We start from the raw sequence: 25,111 nt of genomic DNA, 5'->3' as shown, positions 1-25,111 counted from the left end.
ATTTAGCGTGATGGCAGCCCGACGCTGGCGATCTCTTCTTCCGTCAGCGGGCGATATTCACCTGGCGCCAGTTCCGGATCGAGTTCAATCGCGCCGATACGTTCACGGTGCAGGCCCACAACGTGGTTACCCACGGCGGCAAACATACGCTTCACCTGGTGATAGCGGCCTTCACTGATGGTCAGGCGCACGTCGGTTGGGGTAATGATTTCAAGCACCGCCGGTCTGGTCAGATCTTTTTCATTATGCAGCTGAACGCCTTTCGCGAATTGCTCTGCCGTGTCATCCGAGACCGGCGACTCAAGCGTCACCCGATACGTTTTTTCACAGTGATGGCGCGGGGAGGTAATACGGTGCGACCACTGACCGTCATCGGTCATCAGCACCAGGCCGGTGGTATCAATATCCAGTCGCCCTGCCGCATGCAGCTTGTGCGCCACAGGTTCATCAAGGAAGTAGAGCACCGTCGGGTGATCCGGATCGTCCGTTGAGCACACGTAACCTTCCGGTTTGTTGAGCATAAAATAGCGCGGGCCGTTCTGCTGGGTCAGCGGGTTGCCGTCATACTCCACCTGGTGGTCAGGCTGGAGTTTAAAAGCGCTGTCTCTCACAATGTCGCCGTCCACGGTTACGCGGCTGGCGCGAATTTCACGCCCGGCAATAGCGCGGCTTACGCCGAGTTGCTGAGCGATAAACTTATCAAGTCGCATGAAATCTTTTTAGCCTTAATGGTGCTGGAAGTCGGACTACGCGTCCGAAAAAGAAGCAGTCAGAAACGGTTCAGTATAATGGTCTGGTTGCGCCACTCAAGGGAAAAAGTTTCGTGGCATACTATATGCGAGTTAACTGAATAGAGATGTCATGACTTTTACACTACGCCCCTATCAGCAGGAAGCCGTTGACGCCACCCTCGCCTGGTTTCGCAGGCACCGGGAACCTGCCGCCATCGTGCTCCCGACCGGAGCCGGGAAAAGCCTGGTCATCGCCGAACTGGCACGTCTGGCGCGCGGGCGCGTGCTGGTGCTGGCGCACGTCAAAGAGCTGGTGGCGCAGAATCACGCCAAATATTGCGCGCTCGGCCTGGAGGCCGATATCTTTGCCGCCGGGCTGAAGCGCAAGGAGAGCCACGGCAAGGTGGTGTTTGGCAGCGTGCAGTCGGTGGCCCGCAACCTGGATCTGTTCCGCAGCGAGTTTTCCCTGCTGATTGTCGACGAGTGTCACCGCATCAGCGATGACGACGACAGCCAGTATCAGCAAATCCTCACGCACCTGAAAGAGGTGAATCCTCACTTACGTCTGCTTGGCCTGACCGCCACGCCGTTTCGGCTGGGCAAGGGCTGGATTTATCAGTTTCATTATCACGGCATGGTTCGCGGGGATGAGAAAGCCCTGTTCCGCGACTGCATCTATGAGCTTCCGCTGCGCTACATGATCAAGCACGGCTACCTGACGCCGCCGGAGCGTCTGGATATGCCGGTGGTGCAGTACGACTTCAGCCGCCTGCAGGCGCAGAGTAACGGGCTGTTCAGCGAAGCGGACCTTAATCACGAGCTGAAAAAGCAGAAGCGGATCACGCCGCATATCGTCAGCCAGATTGAAGAGTTCGCCCAAACGCGAAAAGGGGTGATGATCTTTGCTGCCACCGTCGAACACGCGCGCGAAATCACGGGGCTGCTGCCCGTAAGCGACGCGGCGTTGATTACCGGTGAAACCCCCGGCCCGGAGCGCGACAGCCTGATTGAGGCCTTCAAAGCCCAGCGGTTCCGCTATCTGGTGAATGTCTCCGTATTAACCACCGGGTTTGACGCCCCGCACGTCGACCTGATTGCGATTCTGCGCCCGACCGAATCCGTCAGCCTGTATCAGCAGATTGTCGGGCGCGGGCTGCGCCTGGCCCCGGGCAAAACCGACTGTCTGATCCTTGATTACGCCGGTAATCCGCACGATCTCTACTCCCCTGAAGTGGGCACGCCAAAAGGCAAAAGCGACAACGTGCCGGTACAGGTATTTTGCCCGGCCTGCGGGTTTGCCAACACCTTCTGGGGGAAAACCACCGCCGACGGCACGCTGATTGAACACTTTGGCCGCCGCTGCCAGGGCTGGTTTGAAGACGATGAAGGCCATCGCGAACAGTGTGACTTCCGCTTTCGCTTTAAAAACTGTCCGCAGTGCAACGCCGAGAACGATATCGCCGCCCGCCGTTGCCGCGAGTGCAACACGGTTCTGGTAGACCCGGACGACATGCTGAAAGCGGCGCTGAAGCTGAAAGATGCGCTGGTGCTGCGCTGTTCCGGCATGGCGCTGCAGCCCGGCGCGGATGAAAAAGGCGAGTGGCTAAAGATTACCTATTATGACGAGGACGGGGCGGACGTGAGCGAGCGCTTCAGGATTCAGACGCCCGCCCAGCGAACCGCTTTCGAGCAGCTCTTTATCCGCCCTCATACCCGCACGCCCGGCGTGCCGCTGCGCTGGATAACCGTTGCCGACATCGTGCATCAGCAGGCGCTGCTGCGCCATCCTGATTTCGTTGTCGCCCGCAAAAAAGGCCAGTTCTGGCAGGTGCGTGAGAAGGTCTTTGACTATGAAGGACGGCTCCGCCGGGCAAATGAATTGCGCGGTTAACGGGACTTTTCGTTGATGCGCGCGCCATTTGAGTATAAAATGCCGCCCGCTTCACATCCGTGAGGCAGAACACTCACCTGCTGCTGGGTCGCCTGTAGTAGGGTTTTAAATACAGAGAGAAATCAATGTTCACTATCGAAGCAGAAGTACGTAACGTGCAGGGTAAGGGTGCGAGCCGCCGCCTGCGTAACGCTAACAAGTTCCCGGCTATCGTTTACGGTGGCGAAGCTGCTCCAGTTGCTATCGAACTGGATCACGACAAAGTATGGAACATGCAGAACAAAGCTGAATTCTACAGCGAAGTTCTGACCATCGTTGTTGGCGGTAAAGAAGAAAAAGTGAAGGTTCAGGCTGTTCAGCGTCACGCGTTCAAGCCAAAACTGACTCACATCGACTTCGTTCGCGCGTAATCGCAAACCTGTCGAGAAAAACCCCGCTTCTGCGGGGTTTTTTTATGGCTGTTACTTGCCGCCAGAGGTGCGACGCTGAAGCTGATCGCGCAGGTTCGGCGGCGTGCCTTTAATGGTCAGCGTGTCGGTAGCCGGATCCCAGAAGATACGTTCCCCGAGCAGCATCGCATCAAAGTTGATGGTTAACCCACCGCCGCTGCCGGCAAATTTGGTCAGCTGACGCAGCGTGCTGCGATCCGCCGGGAAGCTCTCCTCCAGCTCGTAGCCTTTTTCCGCGGTGAACTCCTGGAAGCTGACCTCGCTAACGCCCGCCAGCTCTTTGGACAGCGACTCCAGCTCAATCTCTTCACCCGCCTGCAGCTGCTCGTTGCAGTAGCTGTAAACCTGCTGACGCACGTTCTGGCGCTCGGCTTTATCAAGCTGCGCTTCGGCCGTAAAGTCATCCACCGCCTGTAGCAGACCTTTGTTCTGCACTTTGGCGTTCAGGCCTTCGCTGGCGCCGAGGAAGTCCATAAAGAAATCCGCCACTTTGCGCCCCACGCGGCCCTTCAGGAAGGTCAGGTAGCGGGTTGACTCCGGATTAGTTTCCCATTCGGTCAAATCGATACGCGCCACGATATCCGCATGGTTGATGTCCAGATAGTGCGTTGAGCTGATGTCCAGCTGCTCGTTCACGCGCATGCTGCTCAGATTATTCAGCACGCTAACCAGCAGATACTCTACCGCCAGATAGCGATAGTGGCAGAACAGGACGATACCGCCATCGGCGAACGGATATTTCGCCAGTTCGTCACGCAGACGGCCAGTCGCAGCGCGGCTGAATGCCAGGAAATCCTCTTCACCCTGACGCTGCAGGCGCAGGCTATCCGCCAGTTCGCTCTCCTCGCTGAACAAGCCATAGGCTTTATTTTTCGCGCTGTAGACGCGATGCAACTCCGCCATCATCTCGACAACGGTAGGCGTTGGTTCCAGTAACGAATCGCGTAGCACCACTTCAAGGGTTTGCTCATCACGCTTGATAAGCTGGTGCAGGGCAATCTGGTTGATTTCCAGACTCATGATAAACTCTCCTTTTAGACCGGGCGGTATTCAACCACCACCAACGCATGTGTGCAACAGAAGATAAAAAAGGGGAAAAAAAGCTGTTGCTACGGTAATATGTCGCCCTTCTCTCAACAAACTGATTTTGATTTATGCCACAACATTCCCGCTACAGTGACGAACACGTTGAACAACTGCTCAGTGAGCTGGTCAACGTACTGGAAAAACATAAAACGCCAACCGATCTCTCCCTGATGGTTTTGGGAAATATGGTTACCAACCTTATCAATACCAGCGTTGCTCCGGCTCAGCGTCAGGCGATCGCCAAATCTTTCGCCCAGGCCTTGCAGTCCTCCGTTAGCGACGACCAGGCACACTAAGGGAAACGAACAACAGTTTATGGTGACGAATCGTCAGCGCTACCGTGAAAAAGTCTCCCAGATGGTCAGCTGGGGGCACTGGTTTGCCCTGTTCAACATTTTGTTGGCGATGGTGCTCGGCTGCCGTTATCTGTTTGTGGCAGACTGGCCAACCACGTTAACCGGGCGTATCTACTCCTGGATGAGCCTGGTTGGACACTTTAGCTTCCTGGTTTTCGCCACCTATCTGCTGATCCTGTTTCCGCTGACGTTTATCGTCATGTCGCAGCGGCTGATGCGCTTCCTGTCCGCTATTCTTGCGACGGCGGGCATGACGCTGTTGCTTATCGACAGTGAAGTCTTCACCCGGTTCCACCTGCACCTGAACCCGATCGTCTGGGAACTGGTGATTAACCCGGACCAGAACGAAACCGCGCGCGACTGGCAGCTGATGTTTATCAGCGTGCCCATTATCCTGCTGATCGAGATGTTGTTCGCCACGTGGAGCTGGCAAAAGCTCCGCAGTCTGACCCGGCGCCGCCATTACGCGAAGCCCGTCGCGGCGCTCTTTTTCGCCTCTTTTATCGGTTCGCACCTGATGTATATCTGGGCAGATGCGAACTTCTACCGCCCGATTACCATGCAGCGCGCTAACCTGCCGCTCTCCTATCCGATGACGGCGCGTCGTTTCCTTGAAAAACACGGCCTGCTGGATGCGCAGGAGTATCAGCGTCGTCTGGTCGAACAGGGTAATCCGGAAGCGGTCAGCGTGCAGTATCCCCTGAGCGATCTGAGATACCGCGACATGGGCCGTGGTCAGAACGTGCTGCTGATTACCGTCGATGGCCTGAACTATTCCCGCTATGAGAAGCAGATGCCTGCGCTTGCGGAGTTTGCCGGGAACAACATCGCGTTCACTCAGCACATGAGTTCCGGTAACTCGACCGACGCGGGTATTTTCGGCCTGTTCTATGGCATCTCACCGAGCTACATGGACGGCGTGCTGTCGGCCCGTATTCCTGCGGCGCTGATCACCGGCCTTAACCAGCAGGGCTACCAGCTGGGGCTGTTTGCCTCCGATGGGTTCAACAGCTCGCTCTACCGCCAGGCGCTGCTGTCTGACTTCTCCCTGCCAGCCGCGCAGAGCCAGTCTGACAATCAGACCGCCGATCAGTGGATTAACTGGCTCAAGCGCTATGCGCAGGAAGATAACCGCTGGTTCTCCTGGGTTGCGTTTAACGGCACAACGCTTGATGACAGCAATCAGAAAGGCTTCGCGCGCCGCTATAGCCGTGCCGCGGGTGACGTCGATGCGCAGATTAGCCGCGTGCTGAACGCCCTGCGCGATGCGGGCAAGCTGGACAATACGGTGGTCATTATCACGGCGGGTCACGGCGTGCCGCTGGGTGATGAGGCGAAGAGCATGGAGTGGTCGCGTCCGAACCTGCACGTGCCGCTGGTGATCCACTGGCCGGGAACGCCTGCTCAGCGCATTACCATGCTGACCGACCACAAAGACGTTATGACGACGTTAATGCAGCGTCTTCTGCACGTCAGCACACCGGCAAATGAATACTCGCAGGGGCAGGATCTCTTTAGCGCCACGCGGCGCCATAACTGGGTCACGGCTGCGGGTGGAAACACGCTGGTAGTGACCACGCCATCGTTGTCCCTGGTGCTGAACAGTAACGGAAATTACCAGACGTACAGTCCCGAAGGTGAGAAGCTGAAAGACCAGAAGCCGCAGCTCAGCCTGCTGCTGCAGGTGCTGACGGACGAGAAGCGCTTCATCGCTAACTGATTATTTATGAATCAGTTAGCGCGGCTTCCCCCTTGCAATCAAAAAGGAATCGAGTACTATTCCTTTAATGCGTCGGCACGTAGCGCAGCCTGGTAGCGCACCGTCATGGGGTGTCGGGGGTCGGAGGTTCAAATCCTCTCGTGCCGACCAACAATACATAAAAAAAACCAGCCTTTAATGGCTGGTTTTTTTATGCCTGTATCCACGTGCGAAATGGTTAGTGCTTCTCGCGTCCGCCCAGGAAGAAAATCCCCAGCGGGATGGCAAGCAGGACGGTAAACACCAGGCTGTATACAAAGATCATCGCCGACTGCAGGACAAACATGCTGGTTGTCCAGGCGGAGAGCGGAATGTTGTACTGCTCGATCACGCCGACAATGGTTGCCCGCCCTACGCATGCGGCAGCAATCATAAATACCACCAGCAACGCCAGCAGGAACTTGCGGCCTTCAGGTGTCTTCAGTTTTGCGCGTACCATCTCTCTCTTCCCTTTACAGATGAATAACAATATCTAACGCGTAAAATAACACGATCTTACCATCGACTCCACCACAGCATTAAACACCACAAAAACGCCAGAAAACCAGTTTATTACGCCAGGCAAAATGAAAATGTGAGTAAATTACGCCAACCATTCATGCGAGTTATGCTAGTCTGGTCACGATCGTTTTGACAAAAAAGGAATGACAGTGAAAAACGCACCTAAATTTGCCCTTGCCCTTATCGCCGCAGCCTGCGTGAGCGCCAGCGCTTTTGCCAGCGACGCGCCTGAAGTCCAGCCTCTGGAAAAAGTCGCGCCTTATCCACAGGCGGAGAAAGGGATGAAGCGCCAGGTTATTCAGCTGCCGGCGCAGCAGGATGAAGCGAATTTCAAAGTGGAGCTGTTAATCGGCCAGACGCTGGAAGTGGACTGCAACCACCATCGTCTCGGCGGCCAGCTGGAAAGCAAAACCCTGGAAGGCTGGGGCTATGACTACTATGTCTTCGACAAAGTCACGTCGCCGGTCTCCACCATGATGGCGTGCCCGGACGGCAAAAAAGAGAAGAAATTTATCACCGCGTATCTGGGTGACAACAGTCTGCTGCGCTATAACAGCAAGCTGCCAATCGTCGTGTATACGCCGGAAAACGTGGATGTGAAATATCGCGTATGGAAGGCGGACGAGACGGTCGGGCAAGCGGTAGTACGTTAAAATCAGGCCGGGTGACGGCTTCGCCTTACCCGACCTGTATAAGGGTGTGTGCTGGTGCCCTCACCCCACCCCTCTCCCACCGGGAGAGGGAGAAAACGCTAAAAACGGTAACGGATGTTACCGTTTTTCGTTTACCTTACAGCGCGATATCCGCAACCGGCTTGCTTTCCGCCTGAGGCTTCAGCTCTGCCTTGGGTACCGCATCCGCAGCCTGCGGTTTGACGTACTGCAGCTGCAGAACGCGGCTGGTGTACTCCAGCTCTTGTTCCGTGGCCTGAACGTTACCGTTCAGCTTAGTACCGTAGGACGGAATAATGGTTTTCAGCTTCGCCTGCCATTCCGGGCTGGAGACTTTATCCTTAAACACTTTTTCCATCAGGTGCAGCATGATTGGCGCAGCGGTAGACGCGCCCGGTGACGCACCCAGCAGGGCGGCAATGGTGCCATCCTTATCGCTCACCACTTCGGTACCCAGGCGCAGCACGCCGCCCTCTTTCGGATCGCGTTTGATAATCTGCACGCGCTGGCCCGCCTGCCACAGACGCCAGTCTTCTTTCTTCGCCTGCGGATAATACTCTTTCAGCGCCTCGAAGCGTTCTTCATCAGAGAGCATCACCTGGCTTATCAGGTATTTCACCAGATCGAAGTTATCCAGCCCCACGTCCATCATTGGCTTGACGTTCGAGGTGGTGGTCGCGCTCAGCAGATCCCACAGGGAACCGTTCTTCAGGAACTTGGTGGAGAACGTGGCGAACGGCCCGAACAGCACAACGCGCTTCCCGTCAAGCATGCGGGTATCAATATGCGGAACGGACATCGGTGGTGCACCGACGGAGGCCTGACCGTACACTTTTGCCAGATGGCGGTTAACCACTTCCGGGTTTTCCGACACGAGGAACTGGCCGCCGACCGGGAAGCCCGCGTAGTCATCCGCTTCCGGAATGCCGGACTCCTGCAACAGCTTCAGCGCCGCACCGCCCGCACCGATAAACACGAACTTCGCCTTGATCACATGCTCGGCTTCGTTGTTTTTCAGATCGGCAACGGTCACGCTCCAGCTGTTGTCCGCGTTGCGCTTAAAGCCACGCACTTCGGTGCCGAGCTGCAGATTGAAGTTCTCTTTTTTCTTCAGAGAGCCAACCAGCTGACGGGTGATTTCACCATAGTTAACGTCGGTACCAATTTCAGTGCGGGTCGCCGCCACTTTCTGATTCGGATCGCGGCCTTCCATTACCAGCGGTGCCCACTCTTTGATCTGAGCGTGATCTTCGGAGTATTTCATTCCGCGGAACAGCGTGCTCTGCTGCAGCGCAGCGTAGCGCGCGCGCAGGAAATTGACGTTCTGCTCGCCCCACACAAAGCTCATGTGCGGCACGGTGTTGATAAAGGAGTGCGGGTTGTTCAACACGCCGCTGTTAACCTGATGAGACCAGAACTGGCGTGAGATCTGGAACGCTTCGTTGATCTCAACCGCTTTCTCGATACTAATGGAACCGTCCTTTTTCTGCGGCGTATAGTTCAGTTCCATGAGTGCCGAGTGCCCCGTCCCGGCGTTATTCCAGCCGTTAGAGCTTTCCTGCGCCACGCCATCGAGGCGTTCGACCATGGTCATTGACCAGTTCGGCTCTAATTCCTGAAGATACGTTCCCAGCGTGGCGCTCATGATGCCGCCACCAATTAAAAGGACATCCGTTTCCTGCTCTTTTGGTGCGTCTGCTTTCGCCGCCAGCGAGACGGCGTTCAGCCCCACGGCCAGGGAAAAGAGCACGGCAGTCATTTTTTTCATCATTTATGCCTTAGTTGAATAGTGCGTGATGCGTAGAAATTACAGGTGAAACACGCTGCGGTGGCACGGTAGCAACTTTTAAATATTGTTTAAAGGTTAAGAAATTATTGTAATTGTGAAATTTAATGATCGTTTGTTTGTGTGGATTTAGAGGGCAGGCTGGCAAAAGGCGTTTATCCTGGCTACTATGCTGCACTTTGTGATCGCGCGCACGGAAGCCTGCCCCTACTTGCGAATTGTTATGTCATTACCCCACTCGTCCGTACCCCATGAAGGCCATATCGCCACCGTTTTACGTTCGCCTAAGCTTCTGATGCGTGAAACCCTGGCCGGCGTGATTACCGCGCTGGCGCTGATCCCGGAAGTGATTTCATTTTCCGTGGTCGCAGGCGTGGATCCTAAAGTCAGTCTTATCGCCTCCGTGGTGCTCTGCTTCGCCCTTTCCCTGCTCGGAGGACGTCCGGCCATGGTGACGGCGGCGGCAGGTTCCGTCGCGCTGGTAATTGGCCCGATGGTCCATCAGCACGGCGTGCAGTACATTCTGCCGGCGGTGGTGATGGCGGGCGTGATTCAGATCCTGTTCGGCGCGCTGGGCATGGCGCGGCTGATGCGCTTTATCCCACAGTCGGTGATGACGGGTTTTGTTAATGCCCTCGGCATTTTGATTTTCTTTGCCCAGGTTCCCCACTTCTGGAGCCGAAGCCCGCTGATTGTGGGCCTGTTCGTGCTGACGCTGCTGATTGTGCTGTGGGTGCCGCGCTATATCAAAAGCGTGCCCTCCCCGCTGATTGCCATTGTGGTGCTGACGCTGTTCACCGTCACCAGCGGGCAAATCCTGCCGACGGTGGGAGATGAAGGCTCAATGAGCGGCGGTTTGCCTGGATTTACGCAGCTACTGGTGCCGCTCAACCTTGAGACGCTGAGCATCATCTGGCCGTGCGCGCTCAGTATTGCTTTCGTAGGCCTGCTGGAATCATTGCTGACGGCGAAGCTGGTGGACGAACTGACCGTAACGCCATCCAGCAAGCGTCGCGAAAGCATCGGGCTGGGCGTGGGAAATATCATGGCCGGCTTCTACGGCGGCATTGCGGGCTGTGCGATGATTGGGCAGACCATCGTTAACGTGGAGATGGGTAAAGGAAGAAGCCGCATTTCCACGTTCGCGGCGGGCATTGTGCTGCTGGTGCTGGTCACGGCGCTCAGCGACGTGATGGCCAGGATCCCGATGGCGGTCCTGGCGGGTATTATGGCGATTGTGGCCATCAAGACCTTTAGCTGGCATAGCGTTCAGCCCGGAACGCTGAAAAAGGCGCCCGTTGCGGAAACCGTCGTTATGCTGGTGACGGTTGCGGCAACGGTATCAACCGGTAACCTGGCGATTGGCGTGCTGGGCGGCATCGTAATGATGTTCATCCTTCCCGCCCGTCTTAAGCAAAAAGCGCTGGCTACAGAAGAAAAATCGTCGCCAGCCCAAGAAAAATAAAGAAACCGCCGGTATCGGTAATCGCGGTAATCATAACGCTCGACCCCACCGCGGGGTCGCGCCCCAGCCGGGTCATCGTCAGCGGGATAATCACCCCCATTATCGCCGCCACCAGCAGGTTCAGCACCATTGCCAGCATCATGACCCCGCCCAGCGCCATATCGTCGTACAGCCACCAGGTGACGCCGCCCATGATGCCGCCCCAGACCAGGCCGTTTATCAGCGCGACGCCCATCTCCCTGAAAATCAGCCACGAGAAGTTCCCCGGCTGAATGTTTTCCAGCGCCAGGGCGCGAACGATCATGGTGATGGTCTGGTTACCGGTGTTTCCGCCGATCCCCGCCACAATCGGCATCAGCGAGGCCAGAGCCACCAGCTGGGAAATGGTATGTTCGAAGCCGTCGATGACGCGGGAAGCCACGAAGGCGGTGCATAAGTTGATGGCGAGCCACGCCCAGCGCGTTTTAACGGCCTTGCCAACGGAGGCGTGAACATCATCTTCGGCGCTGATCCCGCCAAGGGCGCGCAGGTCGTTATCGGTCTCTTCATAGACCACGTCAACGATCTCATCGATGGTCAGACGCCCCATCAGCTTGCCCACGGAATCCACCACCGCCGCACTCACCAGGTCATCACGTTCGAAGGTACGCGCCGCTTTTTCGGCATCGTCTTCCGGCGAGAACACCATCGGCTCGGTTTCCATGACCTCGCTGACCCGCCGCTGGGTGCTGTTCAGCAGGATCGTTTTAAGCTCCAGCTCTCCGAGCAGGGTTTTATCCCGGGAGGTGACGAACAGTTTGTCGGTGTTGTCCGGCATACTGCCCAGGCGACGAAGATAGCGCTGCACCGTACCAAGGGTAACGTCCGGACGCACCGTGATGACGCCAAACTCCATGATGGCGCCGACGCTGTTTTTCTCGTAGTGCATCACCTGACGCACGCGCGCCCGCTCCTCGGCAGGCAGGGAAGCCAGCAGGCGACCGGTCAGGTTGCGTGGAAGATGCTGGACGAGGTAAATCTGCTCATCGATATCCAGCGTTTGCAGGGCGTCGAGAATGTCCCGGTCGCTCATCTCATCGATAAGGTCATCCCAGACGTTTTCCGAGGCCTCCAGCAGCACCTGACCGCGCTCGTGATCCTGCACCAGCCGCCACAGGGCGTGGCGCTCCTCGGAGGGCAGCGCCTCCAGGGTATCCGCCAGATCCGGAGGGGGTAAATGTGCAACCAGCGCACCTACCTCAGCAATATCGTCGGCCAGCGTGCCGACATCATATTGCTCAGCCAGGGTCAGCTTACCCAATAGCGTTGACGTTACCGCTTTATCGGTCGTCAGGAGCCAGATGAGGCGCGCACGCTCCTGGTCACGCTGCCTTGCGCTGTTTTTCTTTAATAACGACATTAATCATAAATCCATGAAATAAGTTGGCTTTAAGCATAGCGCGGAGATATGTAAATAAGAATAAACAACGGGGCGGGATGGAGAAAAAAGCGGCATAACGGCCGCGATTTGACCCCTCTCCCTGTGAGAGAGGGGCCGGGTGATGGTATTACGCCGTACGCGCCACCGCATCCCGCGATGCCGCATCGCGCTCATCGCCGGTCAGTTCACTCAGCTTGCCGTCGCGCATCTCCAGCAGACGGTCGGCGTGAATGAAGTAGTGGTCGTCATGGCTGATGGCAAAAATGGTTTTGCCCATCGCCTGCATCAGCGGCAGCAGTACCTGATAGAACTCGCGGCGGAAGTGCGGGTCCTGGTCCGCTGCCCACTCGTCCAGCAGGATGATATCGCGCTCTTCAGCCAGCGCCAGCAGCAGCGCCACGCGTTTCTTCTGCCCTTTCGACAGCTTGAGGTTCAGGATCCTGCCATCCTGTAGCTCCAGCTTGTGCGACATCTGAAGGTGCGCAAGCCATTTATCCACCAGCACCGGATCCGCCTGCTGCCCTTCCGGGCCAAGCAGCCGGTCGAACAGCCAGACATCGGTAAATACCGCCGAGAAGAGCTTGCGGTAATCTTCCGGTTTCTCCGCGCTCAGGGCCTTCCCGTCCAGCAGAATGTCGCCCGACAGCGGCTGGTATAGCCCCGTCAGCAGCATCGCGAGGGTGGATTTTCCGCTGCCGTTGCCGCCGATCAGGAACAGCAGTTCGCCGCGATGGATCGTCAGGTTAATCGGCCCCACGGAGAAGGCATTGTCCTGATAGCGGAAGGTAACGTTACGCAGCTCAAGCGTTTTCCAGTCCGGAAACGCCTGCGGGCGCGGGAACTCCGCCTTAAACGGCGCAAGGTCGAATTTCTTCAGCTTGTTGAAGGCCACCTGGGCACTCAGCAGCGTCGGCAGCGCGCCGACGGCCGACAGCAGCGGCGTGCGCAAAAACAGCAGCGTTAGCGAGTAGGTTGCCGCCACGTTGGTGTCCGCCCAACCCAGGCTGTTCGCCATCCAGAACACCAGGCCTATGGCGCCCAGCATCATAATGTTGGACCAGTTCACGGCGCTCAGGTGGAAGGTATCGGCGCGAATAATATGATGGCGATATTCCTGCGCGTCGGGGATATAGAGATTGTTGAAGATATGCTCTGCGCGCTCACGGTTCAGCGTCAGCTCCTTGCGCCCTTCCAGCACCGTCTGGTAGTCGTGATAAAGCTTATCTTCCGTTTCGCGCAGCACCGCCATGTGCTTATAGACGCGGGATACCAGCAGGAATCCGCCCCAGATGGTGATAACGATCCACAGCGCCGTTACCGCCAGCATTTTGCTGGAGAGCCAGGCGAGGTACGCCGCCGAGCCAAAGGTCAGGATGATCCCCTGCACCAGCTCCGGCAGGCGTACAAACGCGATGGTAATGGCGCGCACGTCGCTGGTCAGCCCCGCCAGCAGGGAGGCGCTTCCCAGCTGCTCGATACGTTCAACCTGGGTGTCGAGGATACGTTTGATGAACTCGCTGCGCAGGCGAAACACGAAATGGTGGCCAAGCGCGGTCAGCGCCAGCTGTGAGCCGAGCGTAACCGCCATTAGCAGCAGCAGTAATCCCAGAAATTCCGGCAGGACGGAGAGCGACGTATCGACCATTTCGATCAAACGCACGTTAATGAAGGCAATCAGGCCAATCCCCAGCGCCGCGCTGGCAAGGCTTAACGCCATCACCGCAATAAAAGGCCAGCGATACTGCCGCCAGACAAGAAGAAGTAGTTGCATGCAGAGCAATCCGGACAAGAAAAATCAGCCAGCAGTGTAAACTGCCTTTCGCACACATCAAGAATAATTCTTATTTTTATTCTCTGCTGGCTGCCTGCCGAAACGTCAGGTTGTAGCGAAACGCCCCTGCCTCCGGGTGAACGCCGGGCTTCAGCGGCTGAATACCGTGGTAAAACAGCCGCGATTCGCCGCCCCAGACCACCACATCACCGTGCTCCAGCAGCAGCCGTTTTAGCGGATCGTTGCGCCGCAGTCCGCCAAACTGAAACACGGCGGGCAGCCCAAGGGAAACCGAGACGATAGGCGCGCGCAGATCCGGCTCGTCCTTATCCTGGTGCAGCGAGAGCTTTGCCCCGACGGCATAGCGGTTGATAAGACAGGCGTCGGGCTGAAAATCGGGGTAGCCGGCCGCCACGGCGGCATCATCACATAGCGCCTGAAACGCCTCCGGCACCGGCGGCCACGGCTGACCGGACAGCGGATCGTTCGGGGCATATAAATAGCCCCGTTCATTCGTCGCCCATCCCAGCTCGCCGCAGTTGGTCATCGCCACGGACATGGTATACCCGCCGGGCGTGACCATATGGCGAAACGGGGAACGGGCGGTGACGGCATCAATACCGTCGAACAGCGCCGCCGCGCGGGAGAGCGCAAAGCGTCTCAGGATCGTCGCCCCCGGCGCGAGCGGCTCCTGCCAGGGTTCAGCATCAGCAAAAAGATCGAGCATTATCCCTCCGGAATATTCGCCTCACGTTTCAACAATAGCACCTTACGGCCAGCGCCCCAGCGATAACCCGAAAGCGCACCGTCGTTACGCACCACGCGGTGGCAGGGAATGATAATCGCCAGTTTATTGGCGGCGCAGGCGCCCGCCACGGCGCGCACGGCGTTGGGTTTACCGATGGCCTTCGCCACCTGCTGGTAGCTCGCCGTTTCACCGCAGGGGATAGCCCGCAGCGCCTGCCAGACCTGCTGCTGGAAAGCGGTTCCGCGGATATCCAGCGGCAGCGCCAGCGGCGCCTCGCGGCTGTCGACGGCGGCAATCACCTGACGAACCCGATCGGCAAACGCGCCCTCCATCGGTTCCCGTTCGGCAAGCGGGAACAGCGACCGCAGCTCTGCGGTCAGCGCGGCATCGTCGTCCCCCAGCAGTATCGCACAGATCCCGCGCTCGCTTTCCCCCACCAGACAGCGGCCAAGCGAACAGTCGCTGAGGGCATAGCGCACCGCGGCATCACCCTTGCGGTACTGCTTCGCCGTCATCCCCAGCGCGCCGTCGGCCTTGCGATAGTAGCTGCTGCTGTCCGGAAACCCTGCGGCCAGAACGGCGTCGGTAATTTTATCGCCCTGCGCCAGCGCGCTGCGCAGGCGCTGTTCACGGGCGGCCTGCTGCCAGGCTTTCGGCGTCATGCCGGTGACGGATTTAAACAGACGATGGAAATGGAACGGGCTCATGGCAACCTGCCGGGCCAGCGCCTCAAGGTTCAGCCCGGCGTCCTGCTCCAGCAGACGACACGCCAGCGCAATTTTTGCTTTTTTCTGCGCCTGAGGGTCGTCTTTATCCGGCATACAGCGCTTACAGGGGCGGAAACCCGCCTGCCCGGCGCGGTGAGCGTCAGGATAGAAGCAGACGTTTTTACGCAGGGCATGGCGGGCGCGGCAGGACGGACGACAAAAAATGCCGGTCGTCTGCACGGCAAAGACAAACTGATTATCCGCCTGTGGATCGCGGGCCAGAACGGCCTGCCAGCGATCCTCATCGGTGAGATAGGCTGTGTTTTTCATGATCGGCTCCTCTTACAAGCATACGCTCAGCCTGCCTGAACGCCACCGAACAAAAACCCGCAACCTTGCTTTTTAATTTTTTTCGCTCACCAGGAAGCTTTTGAACTGGGGTGAACTCCAGGTTTTAAACCCGTCCGCCTCTTTGGTGATCATATAGACGGCAAGCCCTTCCTGACGCACCACCTCTTTGGCTTTCTCCGTCCCGAGCACCATCAGTCCGGTATCCCAGGCGTCCGCTTCCAGCGCCGTTGGCGCTATCACCGTGACGGACACCAGATTATGGGTAATCGGGCTTCCGGTTTGCGGATCGATAACGTGCGAAATACGTTTACCGTCCAGTTCGTAATAGTTGCGGTAGCTTCCGGAAGTGCTGATGCCGTGTCCGTTGATGTCAACAATCGCCTGCACCGCGTTTTGCTGGTCGGTTGGCTTCTGGATAGCCACTCGCCACGGTTTGCCGCTGGCGTTCATGCCCCGGCTGACAAGCGCGCCGCCGACGGACACCAGATAACGGGGAATGCCTTCCTGCGCCATCAGGGCTGCAAGATGATCCGCCGCATAGCCCTCGCCCACCGTGGAGAGATCCACAAACAGGTCGGGAATGTCTTTTTGCAGGTATTGCTGACCGTACTGCGTAATCACCGCCAGGTGCTGTAGCCCTGTACGCGCGCGGGCATCATCGATGGCGGCCCGATCGGGCGTAGCGACCGGCTGCCTGTCGGGGCCAAATCCCCAGAGGTTTACCAGCGGCCCCACGGTCACATCCATTGCGCCGTTGGTTTTATGGCCCACGCGCATGGATTCCGTCACGATATCGGCCATTGCTTCGCTCACTGGCCAGAGCGAGGTGCTGCTGGAGCGATTGAAGCGCATAAGCGCCGAGTCGTTTTTATACGTTGAGAGCAGCTGATCGTCGGCATCCAGCTGCGCCTGAATTTTACCGCGCAGTTCTTCAGCGCGGGATTTATCAATATCCATTACGCTGACGCGCCAGAAGGTTCCCATGGTTTTCCCTTCCAGCACCGTCGCGGCTGGCGCCTCGATTTTTGCGGGCTGCGTAGAAGAGTCACACGCGGTCAGGAGTAAAACAGTAGCCATAAAGCTGGCGCGTAAAAAAGTCATTTCCATTCGTTATTATCCTCATGCCAGGGCGGCAAGAGTACACTAAAACAGCGTATTTGTAAGACCCTAGAAAAGCATGAAAAAAGGGGCCTGATGGCCCCTTTGTCGCTGTATAAGCAATTAGAACTGGTAAACCAGACCCAGCGCTACGATATCGTCAGTACCGATACCTGCTGCGCGGGTGAACTCGTTTTCATCAACCAGGTTGATTTTGTAATCAACGTAGGTGGACATGTTTTTGTTGAAGTAGTAAGTCGCACCAACGTCAACGTATTTCAGCAGATCCTGGTCGCCATAACCTTCAATGTCTTTACCTTTGGACTGCAGGTAAGCCACGGATGGACGCAGGCCGAAGTCGAACTGGTACTGAGCAACCACTTCGAAGTTCTGCGCTTTGTTAGCAAAACCGTAAATGTCGCTGCTGCTCTGAGAGTTGCCGAAGCGCGTTGCGTTGTAGGTCTGGGAGTACTGTGCTGCCAGATAGATGTTGTTAGCATCATATTTCAGGCCACCAGTGTAAACTTCTGCGCGGTCACCTTCGCCTCGCAGCGCCAGGTTCGCAGTGTTGTTTTGGTCAGCAGTACGCTTAGAAGAAGACATCGCACCACCGACGCTGAAGCCTTCGCCCAGATCGTAGGTCAGGGATGCGCCGTAACCGTCGCCGTTCTGTTTCAGCGTGCTACGGCCAGTATCATTTTCGCCGCTTACGCTACCGTTTTTACCCTGATACTGCAGAGCGAAGTTCAGGCCATCAACCAGACCGAAGAAGTCCTGGTTACGGTAAGTCGCTACGCCGTTAGCACGAGATTGCAGGAAGTTGTCTGAACCGTAGGTGTCGCCGCCAAACTCTGGCAGTACGTCAGTCCAGGAAGTTACGTCGTAAATCACGCCGTAGTTACGACCATAATCGAAAGAGCCTGCGTCCGCGAATTTCAGACCTGCGAAGGCTACACGCGTCCAGGACTGGTTGTCGCTTTCGGTAGTATTGCCCTGAATCTGGTATTCCCACTGGCCGTAACCGGTCAGCTGGTCGTTAACCTGAGTTTCGCCTTTGAAGCCAAGACGCATGTAGGTCTGGTCGCCGTCTGCACCGTCGTCATCAGAGAAATAGTGCAGGCCGTCCACTTTACCGTACAGATCTAATTTGTTGCCGTCTTTGTTATAAATTTCAGCCGCATTTGCTGCGCCTGCCACCAGCAGTGCTGGTACCAGGAGGGACAGTACTTTAACTTTCATTTTATTAACCCTCTGTTATATGCCTTATTATTTGCCACTGCATACTGGTCAACCCTCTTAACCAGTCGGCAAGTTCATTCTCCTCAAAAAAACAGAATAATCCAACAGGAATATGATACGAAAACTTTGAAGATGTTTCATTTTACCTGCAAGATGTTTCAATTTGTAAATATGAAGGAACTTTTTGAATAGCATGAAGAGTTTAAAAATATAGCACTTATAATCAAGATTGAAATATATCTTACTAAATTCAATTAGTTAAATACAAAGTACACACAGCACTGAATGACAAAAAAAATTCGCTCAACATCTCTAAAATAACTCTCGCTATCATCATTAACTTTATTTATTACCGTCATTCAGTTCTGAATGTCTGTTTATCCCTAATTGAACCGGATGCTTCGCATTCGGTTTTTTTTTACCTTTCTTTACGTCGCCAGGCATTTTATGTGCTACCCGCGCGTTATGATAACGACTATTAACTAAATGCTGTTCTCTCCCTTTTCCTGAATGATTTTTTACCTTAAAGATTAATTTCTTGTTAATTCGTGCTATTTTTCTGCGACTGTTGCCGCGCATTTGTACATTTCGCCGCGGTTTGTACACCTTTAAGCCGGCTCGCTGTAGCGAGGTTCAACGGATAAAAAGTCAAGGTTACAGCGATAACGACGCTGGAAATTCGGTTATTACCCTTTATACTGCCCTATCCCATTACCGCGCGGCCATTACGGGTTAAACACATCGATGAGTCAGACTGAAACTACCGCCCCGAGCAAATTTTCCCTTCTACCGGGCAGCATCACCCGTTTCTTTCTTCTGCTGATCGTTGTGCTGTTAGTCACAATGGGGGTTATGGTTCAGAGCGCCGTTAACACCTGGCTTAAAGATAAGAGCTATCAGATCGTCGATATCACCCACGCGGTGCATAAGCGCATTGATACGTGGCGCTATGCGACCTGGCAAATCTACGACAATATCGCTGCGGCACCGGCCACCTCGTCAGGAGAAGGGTTACAGGAAACGCGCCTGAAGCAGGATGTCTATTATCTGGAAAAACCGCAGCGCAAGACCGAAGCCCTGATTTTCGGCTCGCACGACAGCGCAACGCTTGAAATGACGCAGCGCATCTCGTCCTATCTCGACACCCTGTGGGGTGCCGAAACGGTGCCGTGGTCTATGTATTACCTGAACGGTCAGGACAACAGCATGATCCTGATCTCGACCCTGCCGCTTAAGGATCTCTCGTCAGGCTTTAAAGAGACGACCGTCGGCAGCATTGTGGATTCCCGTCGGGCGGAAATGTTGCAGCAGGCCAACGCGCTGGACGAGCGCGAAAGTTTCTCCTCGCTGCGCCGCCTTGCCTGGCAGAATGGGCATTACTTTACGCTGCGCACCACCTTTAACCAGCCGGGCCATCTGGCGACCGTGGTTGCTTTCGACCTGCCTATAAATGACCTGATCCCGCCGGATATGCCGCTGGACAGCTTCCGCCTGGAGCCTGACAACAGCTCCCAGAACATGCGTACACCGTCGGACAAAGAAGGCGCGGACAGCGTGGCCATCTCCTTTAATGGCTCAAAGATTGAGATTGCGTCCTCGCTGAACTCAACCGGTATGCGTCTTGTCTGGCAGGTGCCTTTTGGCACCCTGATGCTTGATACCCTGCAAAATATCCTGCTGCCGCTGCTGCTGAATATCGGTCTGCTGGCGCTGGCGCTGTTTGGCTACAGCACCTTCCGCTTCCAGTCAGGGCGCCAGAGCGACTCCACCTCGGTGTCAGCCGGAACCAGCAACGAGCTGCGCGTGCTGCGCGCCCTTAACGAAGAGATTATTTCCGTGCTGCCGCTCGGGGTGTTAGTGCACGATCAGGAGGCGAACCGCACGGTGATGAGCAATAAAATTGCCGATCACCTTCTGCCGCATCTTAATCTGCAAAACATTACCGCGATGGCGGACCAGCATCAGGGCGTTATTCAGGCCACCATTAATAACGAGCTGTATGAAATCCGTCAGTTCCGCAGCCAGGTCGCTTCGCGCACGCAAATCTTCATTATCCGCGACCAGGACCGTGAAGTGCTGGTGAATAAAAAACTCAAGCAGGCACAAAGGCTGTACGAGAAAAACCAGCACGGCCGCGCCGCGTTTATGCAAAATATTGGCGATGCCTTTAAGCAGCCGCTGAAGTCGCTCGCCACGCAGATCGCTGAGCTAAGCACGCCGGAGAGCCGCCAGCTCAGCAACCAGGCCGACTCGCTGGTCCGTCTGGTAGATGAGATCCAGCTTGCGAACATGCTGGAGAATGACATCTGGAAAGGCACCCCGACGCTCTTCTCTATCCAGGATCTGATTGATGAAGTCGTTCCTGAAGTGCTGCCGGTCATTAAGCGCAAAGGGCTCCAGCTGTTGATCAACAACCGTTTACCGGCGAACGACGAGCGTCACGGCGATCGCGATGCCCTGCGCCGGATCCTGGTGATGCTGATCCAGTATGCCGTAACCACCACGCAGATCGGCAAGATCACGCTTGAAGTCAGCACCGATGAATCCAGCGACGATCGTCTGACCTTCCGTATTCTGGATACGGGCGAAGGCGTGACCGTAAGCGAAATTGATAATCTGCACTTCCCGTTCCTGAACGATACCCAGCGCGACCACTATGGTAAGGCTAACGCCCTCACCTTCTGGCTCTGCGATCAGCTGGCGCGCAAGCTGGGCGGCCACCTGAATATTAAGGCGCGCGAATCCCTCGGCACCCGCTACTCTTTACACGTTAAAATGGCGGCAAATCCGCAGGAAGAAGATGAAGAGCGTCTGCTGGATGACGTGGTGGTCATGGTGGATGTGACCTCTAATGAGATCCGTAATATCGTGGTTCGTCAGCTGGAAAACTGGGGCGCGTCCTGCATCACCCCGGACGAAAGGCTCGCGAGTCAAGAATTTGATCTATTTTTAACTGATAATCCGTCTAATCTTACTGCCTCCGGCTTGCTTTTAAGCGATGATGAGCCAGGCGTGCGAAAAATCGGCCCTGGCCAGCTGCGCGTCAACTTTAATATGAGCAATGCGATGCAGGAAGCTGTATTACAACTGATTGAAGAGAATCTGGCGCAGGAAGAGATCCTGGAGTCACCGTTAGGCGGCGATGAAAATGCCGAACTCCATGCCAGCGGATATTATTCGCTCTTCGTTGATACAGTACCAGATGATGTTAAGCGGTTGTATACTGAGTCCGCTGCGCAGGATTTTGCAGCGCTGGCACAGACAGCACACCGGCTTAAAGGGGTGTTTGCCATGCTAAATCTGGTTCCCGGCAAGCAGTTATGTGAAACGCTGGAACATCTAATTCGTGAGAAAGATGCCTCTGGCATTGAAAAATACATCAGCGACATTGACGCTTACGTCAAGAGCTTGCTGTAGCAAGGTAGCCTTATACATGAACAATATGAACGTAATTATTGCCGATGACCATCCGATTGTACTGTTCGGTATTCGCAAATCACTTGAACAGATCGAGTGGGTGAATGTAGTCGGTGAATTTGAAGACTCCACAGCTCTCATCAACAACCTGCCTAAACTTGATGCGCACGTGCTCATTACCGATCTCTCTATGCCGGGAGATAAGTACGGTGATGGGATCACGCTCATCAAATACATTAAACGTCACTTCCCGGACATTTCGATCATTGTTCTGACCATGAACAATAACCCGGCGATCCTGAGCGCCGTTCTTGATCTCGATATCGAAGGGATTGTGCTGAAACAAGGCGCGCCTACCGATCTGCCAAAAGCCCTTGCGGCGCTGCAGAAAGGGAAGAAATTCACGCCTGAGAGCGTCTCACGTCTGCTCGAAAAAATCAGCGCGGGCGGCTATGGCGACAAGCGCCTCTCACCAAAAGAGAGTGAAGTTTTGCGCCTGTTCGCTGAAGGTTTCCTGGTAACGGAAATTGCCAAGAAGCTGAACCGCAGCATCAAAACCATCAGCAGCCAGAAGAAATCAGCGATGATGAAGCTGGGTGTGGATAACGATATCGCCCTGCTGAACTACCTCTCCTCCGTGACGCTGAGCGCGACGGACAAGGATTGATCCCAACGGGTGTGCGGCCTGTTGCCCGCACCCTGCCCTCTTCCCCGGCAGAGAGCATCAGTAAAAAAGGCCCTTGCGGGCCTTTTTTTACGTCCGCGTTTTCCTCACGCGCTCCGCATAGACAGACAGCGTTTGTTTGAGCACGTCCAGCGTGACCGGTTTCGACAGACAGCTGTCCATTCCCGACTCCAGACAGCGCTGCTTCTCTTCCGCCAGCGCGTTGGCCGTAACCCCAACCACCGGCAACGTCAGGCCCAGCTGGCGGATACGCTGCGTCAGGCGGTAGCCGTCCATGTTTGGCATGTTCACATCGCTGAGCACGATATCAATATGGTTCTTACTCAGGACATTCAGGGCATCCACCCCGTCGTTGGCCGTTTTACACTGATAGCCCAGGGAGCCCAGCTGGTCGGCGAGCAGCCGACGGTTTATCGGGTGATCGTCGACGACCAGAATCATCATGTCGTCGTTCACCGACGCCAGTTCATCCGGGGAAGCCAGGGCGGTGGCGCCGTCGCTGTCCTCAAGCTGTACGCTGTAAATGCGCGCCAGCAGGCCCAGCAGCTCGTGCGGCGTCGCCACGCTGTGCACCCAAACTCCAGGTGAGCGCTCAACCGGGATACCGATATGCCGACGGCAGAACGTTACCACGCCGCGCCCCGCCCACGCCTGCTCCGGCTCGCCGTCGGTGATCAGCATGTCGTCCGCATCCGGCGTCTGGCCTTCGTAGCGCGATACCCGCACGCCGCTGCTGGTCAGCATCGAGGTCAGGAAATCCTGTAAGGAGGCGTTGTGCACCGCCAGCCAGCAACGCTTATCGCTCAGCCCGTCGACCGTGGTTTTTGCCGGATAGTGCGCGGAATAGAGCGGAATACGGATGGTGAACTGGCTGCCCATGCCTGGCTCGGTATCCACGGAGATATCCCCGTCCATCATGCTGATAAGCTTCTCGCATATCGCCAGACCCAGCCCGGTCCCCTGGAAGTTACGCTGGACGCCCGTTCCTACCTGGAAGAACGGATCGAACAGGCGCACAACCTCTTTCGCCGGAATGCCGACGCCCGTGTCGCGCACGCGTATGGTCAGGTAATCCCCTGCCCGACTGACGTGCAGCACAATACAGCCGATATCGGTGAATTTGATGGCGTTGCTCAGCAGGTTAGAGATGACCTGCTGCAGACGCATCGGGTCGCCGTGCAGCGTCAGGGGCACATCCGGCTCGATAAAGCAGTACAGCCCCAGCTGTTTACGCACGACCAGCGGCAGATAGTTGGCGCTGATATGGTTCATCACCTCGCGCGGGGAGAACTCGCGCGGTTCAATCTTCAACTGCTCGGATTCAATTTTTGAGAAGTCGAGAATGTCGCTGATGATTTTCAGCAGCAGGCTGGATGAGTTATTCATCGCCGTGACCAGCCTGTCGACCCCTTTCGGCAGCTCTTTGGTCTGGAGCAGATCGAGGTTACCGATGATGCCGTACAGCGGCGTGCGCAGCTCGTGGCTGACGGTGGCAAGGAACATGGATTTCGACTGGCTCGCCTGCTCCGCCGCCTGCGCCATGTCCTGCAGTGACTCTTCCATCTTCACGCGCGCGGAGACGTCCACCAGCACGCAGATCGCTACGTTTTCATTGCGGTAACGCGAATGGACGAAGCTGATTTGCAGGTTGGTGTGGGTGCTGGTCAGCACATCCACAAAGTTAACCTGCTGCCCGCAGATGATCTGCGTTAACCGCTGGCGGTCTTCATGCGTCAGCATGTTCAGGTAGTTATGGGCAAGCTCGTTGCTGAGGATATTCGTGCCGTCCTGGGTGCGCAGGATACAGATCCCTACCGGCGCCGAGGCGACAATTTTACGGTTAAACTGCTCGTGCTCCTCCAGACGCTGGGCGTCCGCTTCCGCCGGAATGAAAATCCGCCGCTCGTACATGCGCGCCAGCATAAACAGCGCCACGCCTACCGCGATGTTCAGCAAGATGGCGTTGAGGATCAGGATACGAATGCGCTCCAGCACCTTGTCCACCGGCAGCGAGTAGACAATGCTCAGCGACGATGGCGGCAGGCTTTTCTTCAGCACCAGCTCGCGGAAACCGGAGGTATAGCCAAACCATGAGCGCTCCTGCATCCAGCCGGGTTCAACTTTCAGACGGTTTTCAGGCCCGGCAAGCGAGATAAGCGGGTGGCCGTTTTCATCCAGAATGGTCACGCCCATCGGCAGGCTGCCCGGCGTGAAGAAGTTTTCCATGCGGATGGTTTGCTCAATGCCCAGCAGCGCCTGCAGGCGGTTCCCGAGGTAAACCGGGGTCAGGGCGTAGAAATAGCCGACGCCCATGCGCGGGCCCTGGCTTATCCAGAAGATGTTGTTCCCGCGCTCTTCCTGCGGTGCGTTGCGGTATTTCACAATGCGTTCATGCAGGCTTTTCAGCGCGTCTTCCCGCTCCATCGGCATATCCCGCAGGCCGAAATCCGCCATGCACAGGTTTTCGTTACCAATCAGGTAGACGCGGTTCAGATCATAGGCGGCTGAAAAGTTGTCGCGCCAGTAGCGCATGAACCACGACAGCGATTCCAGCGATCCGCGCCAGGCTTTGCCCATGGCTGAACAATCGGAGTCCGGGAAGAGCGGTTCGAAATCAGGTACTTCCGTTTTTTCATCCCGACCACGGATGGCCAGGATGCCGTTCTCCGCCGTCAGTCGATTCTCAGCAATATACTTAAGCTCTTTCATCACGTCAGACGTGCGCTGGATATAGCGCTGGGCCTGATCTGAACTTAAGTTAAACTCCTGGCGGATCTCCGCTTCTTTCTGGTTTAACGCGTTGACGATGTAGAACACCGAGAGTAGCGCCACCAGCAACCATAGCAGCAGCGCAAGCGCCCGAAACAGATAGCGAGAGACTTTAAGCGTGGTACGAAAGGAGACGAGGTATTTCAAAGGGGCGAGGCTCCGCCATCGGGGAAAAAAGAATGTGGTTAAGGTAGCGGTAAACGCGGCTTGT

19 protein-coding genes and 1 tRNA gene are annotated in these 25,111 nt (G+C 56.2%); 9 read left to right on the top strand and 11 right to left on the bottom strand.

Annotated features, from left to right (window positions below; all coding sequences use genetic code 11):
• Positions 1-2: 2 nt before the first annotated feature.
• Positions 3-710: a 16S rRNA pseudouridine(516) synthase RsuA gene (gene rsuA, locus MOQ06_RS06565; RefSeq protein ID WP_176609871.1), complete on the bottom strand. Its 708-nt coding sequence runs from the start codon at positions 708-710 to the stop codon at positions 3-5.
• Between the two features lie 151 nt (positions 711-861).
• Here rsuA and MOQ06_RS06560 point away from each other — a divergent pair, with 151 nt between their 5' ends.
• Together MOQ06_RS06560 and rplY are read left to right on the top strand one after the other, a co-directional pair.
• On the top strand, positions 862-2,622 hold the full coding sequence (locus tag MOQ06_RS06560) for a DEAD/DEAH box helicase (protein ID WP_242172094.1): 1,761 nt from the start codon (positions 862-864) through the stop codon (positions 2,620-2,622).
• 125 nt (positions 2,623-2,747) lie between these two features.
• The gene (gene rplY / locus MOQ06_RS06555) at positions 2,748-3,032 is read left to right on the top strand and encodes a 50S ribosomal protein L25 (RefSeq protein ID WP_148419877.1); all 285 of its coding nucleotides are present in this window, start codon (positions 2,748-2,750) and stop codon (positions 3,030-3,032) included.
• 51 nt (positions 3,033-3,083) lie between these two features.
• Here the strand turns inward: rplY and yejK are convergent, their stop codons facing one another.
• Positions 3,084-4,091, bottom strand: coding sequence for a nucleoid-associated protein YejK (yejK, locus tag MOQ06_RS06550; protein ID WP_148419878.1), 1,008 nt, complete (start codon positions 4,089-4,091; stop codon positions 3,084-3,086).
• A gap of 134 nt (positions 4,092-4,225) precedes the next feature.
• Here yejK and MOQ06_RS06545 point away from each other — a divergent pair, with 134 nt between their 5' ends.
• From MOQ06_RS06545 to MOQ06_RS06535, 3 genes are all read left to right on the top strand, one after another.
• Complete coding sequence (locus MOQ06_RS06545) at positions 4,226-4,453, top strand: YejL family protein (RefSeq protein WP_001135586.1); 228 nt, start codon at positions 4,226-4,228, stop codon at positions 4,451-4,453.
• A gap of 19 nt (positions 4,454-4,472) precedes the next feature.
• Positions 4,473-6,233, top strand: coding sequence for an LPS biosynthesis-modulating metalloenzyme YejM (yejM, locus tag MOQ06_RS06540; RefSeq protein ID WP_242172091.1), 1,761 nt, complete (start codon positions 4,473-4,475; stop codon positions 6,231-6,233).
• A gap of 73 nt (positions 6,234-6,306) precedes the next feature.
• A tRNA-Pro gene (locus MOQ06_RS06535) sits at positions 6,307-6,383 on the top strand.
• A 67-nt stretch (positions 6,384-6,450) separates the two neighbouring features.
• On the opposite strand, the gene MOQ06_RS06530 is transcribed toward MOQ06_RS06535, so the two are convergent.
• The gene (locus MOQ06_RS06530; protein WP_148419880.1) at positions 6,451-6,711 is read right to left on the bottom strand and encodes a DUF2534 family protein; all 261 of its coding nucleotides are present in this window, start codon (positions 6,709-6,711) and stop codon (positions 6,451-6,453) included.
• A 205-nt stretch (positions 6,712-6,916) separates the two neighbouring features.
• On the opposite strand from MOQ06_RS06530, the gene eco reads away from it, so the two are divergent.
• On the top strand, positions 6,917-7,426 hold the full coding sequence (gene eco / locus MOQ06_RS06525) for a serine protease inhibitor ecotin (RefSeq protein ID WP_242172088.1): 510 nt from the start codon (positions 6,917-6,919) through the stop codon (positions 7,424-7,426).
• A gap of 136 nt (positions 7,427-7,562) precedes the next feature.
• On the opposite strand, the gene mqo is transcribed toward eco, so the two are convergent.
• A complete protein-coding gene (mqo, locus tag MOQ06_RS06520; RefSeq protein WP_242172084.1) occupies positions 7,563-9,212 on the bottom strand; it encodes a malate dehydrogenase (quinone) in 1,650 nt (549 codons plus the stop codon).
• Positions 9,213-9,399: 187 nt separating this feature from the next.
• Here mqo and MOQ06_RS06515 point away from each other — a divergent pair, with 187 nt between their 5' ends.
• Entirely contained in the window at positions 9,400-10,695 is a 1,296-nt protein-coding gene (locus tag MOQ06_RS06515) for a SulP family inorganic anion transporter (RefSeq protein WP_242172082.1), read from the top strand.
• On the opposite strand, the gene mgtE is transcribed toward MOQ06_RS06515, so the two are convergent.
• From mgtE to MOQ06_RS06485, 6 genes are all read right to left on the bottom strand, one after another.
• A complete protein-coding gene (gene mgtE / locus MOQ06_RS06510) occupies positions 10,658-12,094 on the bottom strand; it encodes a magnesium transporter (protein WP_148419883.1) in 1,437 nt (478 codons plus the stop codon). The genes MOQ06_RS06515 and mgtE overlap by 38 nt on opposite strands.
• Positions 12,095-12,242: 148 nt before the next feature.
• Positions 12,243-13,886 (bottom strand): multidrug ABC transporter permease/ATP-binding protein, encoded by a 1,644-nt coding sequence (locus MOQ06_RS06505; protein ID WP_242172079.1) that lies wholly within the window; start codon positions 13,884-13,886, stop codon positions 12,243-12,245.
• Between the two features lie 76 nt (positions 13,887-13,962).
• Positions 13,963-14,613 carry a DNA oxidative demethylase AlkB gene (gene alkB, locus MOQ06_RS06500; RefSeq protein ID WP_242172076.1) on the bottom strand — a complete coding sequence of 217 codons (651 nt, stop codon included), beginning with the start codon at positions 14,611-14,613 and terminating at the stop codon, positions 13,963-13,965.
• Entirely contained in the window at positions 14,613-15,671 is a 1,059-nt protein-coding gene (ada, locus tag MOQ06_RS06495) for a bifunctional DNA-binding transcriptional regulator/O6-methylguanine-DNA methyltransferase Ada (RefSeq protein ID WP_193355627.1), read from the bottom strand. The genes alkB and ada overlap by 1 nt, the downstream gene beginning before the upstream one ends.
• A 72-nt stretch (positions 15,672-15,743) precedes the next feature.
• Complete coding sequence (apbE, locus tag MOQ06_RS06490; protein ID WP_242172075.1) at positions 15,744-16,799, bottom strand: FAD:protein FMN transferase ApbE; 1,056 nt, start codon at positions 16,797-16,799, stop codon at positions 15,744-15,746.
• 114 nt (positions 16,800-16,913) lie between these two features.
• Complete coding sequence (locus tag MOQ06_RS06485; protein WP_148419888.1) at positions 16,914-18,029, bottom strand: porin OmpC; 1,116 nt, start codon at positions 18,027-18,029, stop codon at positions 16,914-16,916.
• Positions 18,030-18,773: 744 nt separating this feature from the next.
• On the opposite strand from MOQ06_RS06485, the gene rcsD reads away from it, so the two are divergent.
• Both rcsD and rcsB read left to right on the top strand, forming a co-directional pair.
• On the top strand, positions 18,774-21,446 hold the full coding sequence (gene rcsD, locus MOQ06_RS06480; RefSeq protein ID WP_242172071.1) for a phosphotransferase RcsD: 2,673 nt from the start codon (positions 18,774-18,776) through the stop codon (positions 21,444-21,446).
• A 16-nt stretch (positions 21,447-21,462) separates the two neighbouring features.
• Positions 21,463-22,113: a response regulator transcription factor RcsB gene (gene rcsB, locus MOQ06_RS06475; RefSeq protein WP_003859405.1), complete on the top strand. Its 651-nt coding sequence runs from the start codon at positions 21,463-21,465 to the stop codon at positions 22,111-22,113.
• Positions 22,114-22,200: 87 nt separating this feature from the next.
• Here rcsB and rcsC read toward each other — a convergent pair whose 3' ends face one another.
• Complete coding sequence (rcsC, locus tag MOQ06_RS06470) at positions 22,201-25,047, bottom strand: two-component system sensor histidine kinase RcsC (protein WP_242172068.1); 2,847 nt, start codon at positions 25,045-25,047, stop codon at positions 22,201-22,203.
• Positions 25,048-25,111: the final 64 nt, after the last annotated feature.

Source organism: Enterobacter sp. I4 (assembly GCF_022669095.1).
GTDB lineage: Bacteria > Pseudomonadota > Gammaproteobacteria > Enterobacterales > Enterobacteriaceae > Enterobacter > Enterobacter pasteurii.
This window is presented reverse-complemented; position numbering and strand designations above follow the sequence as displayed.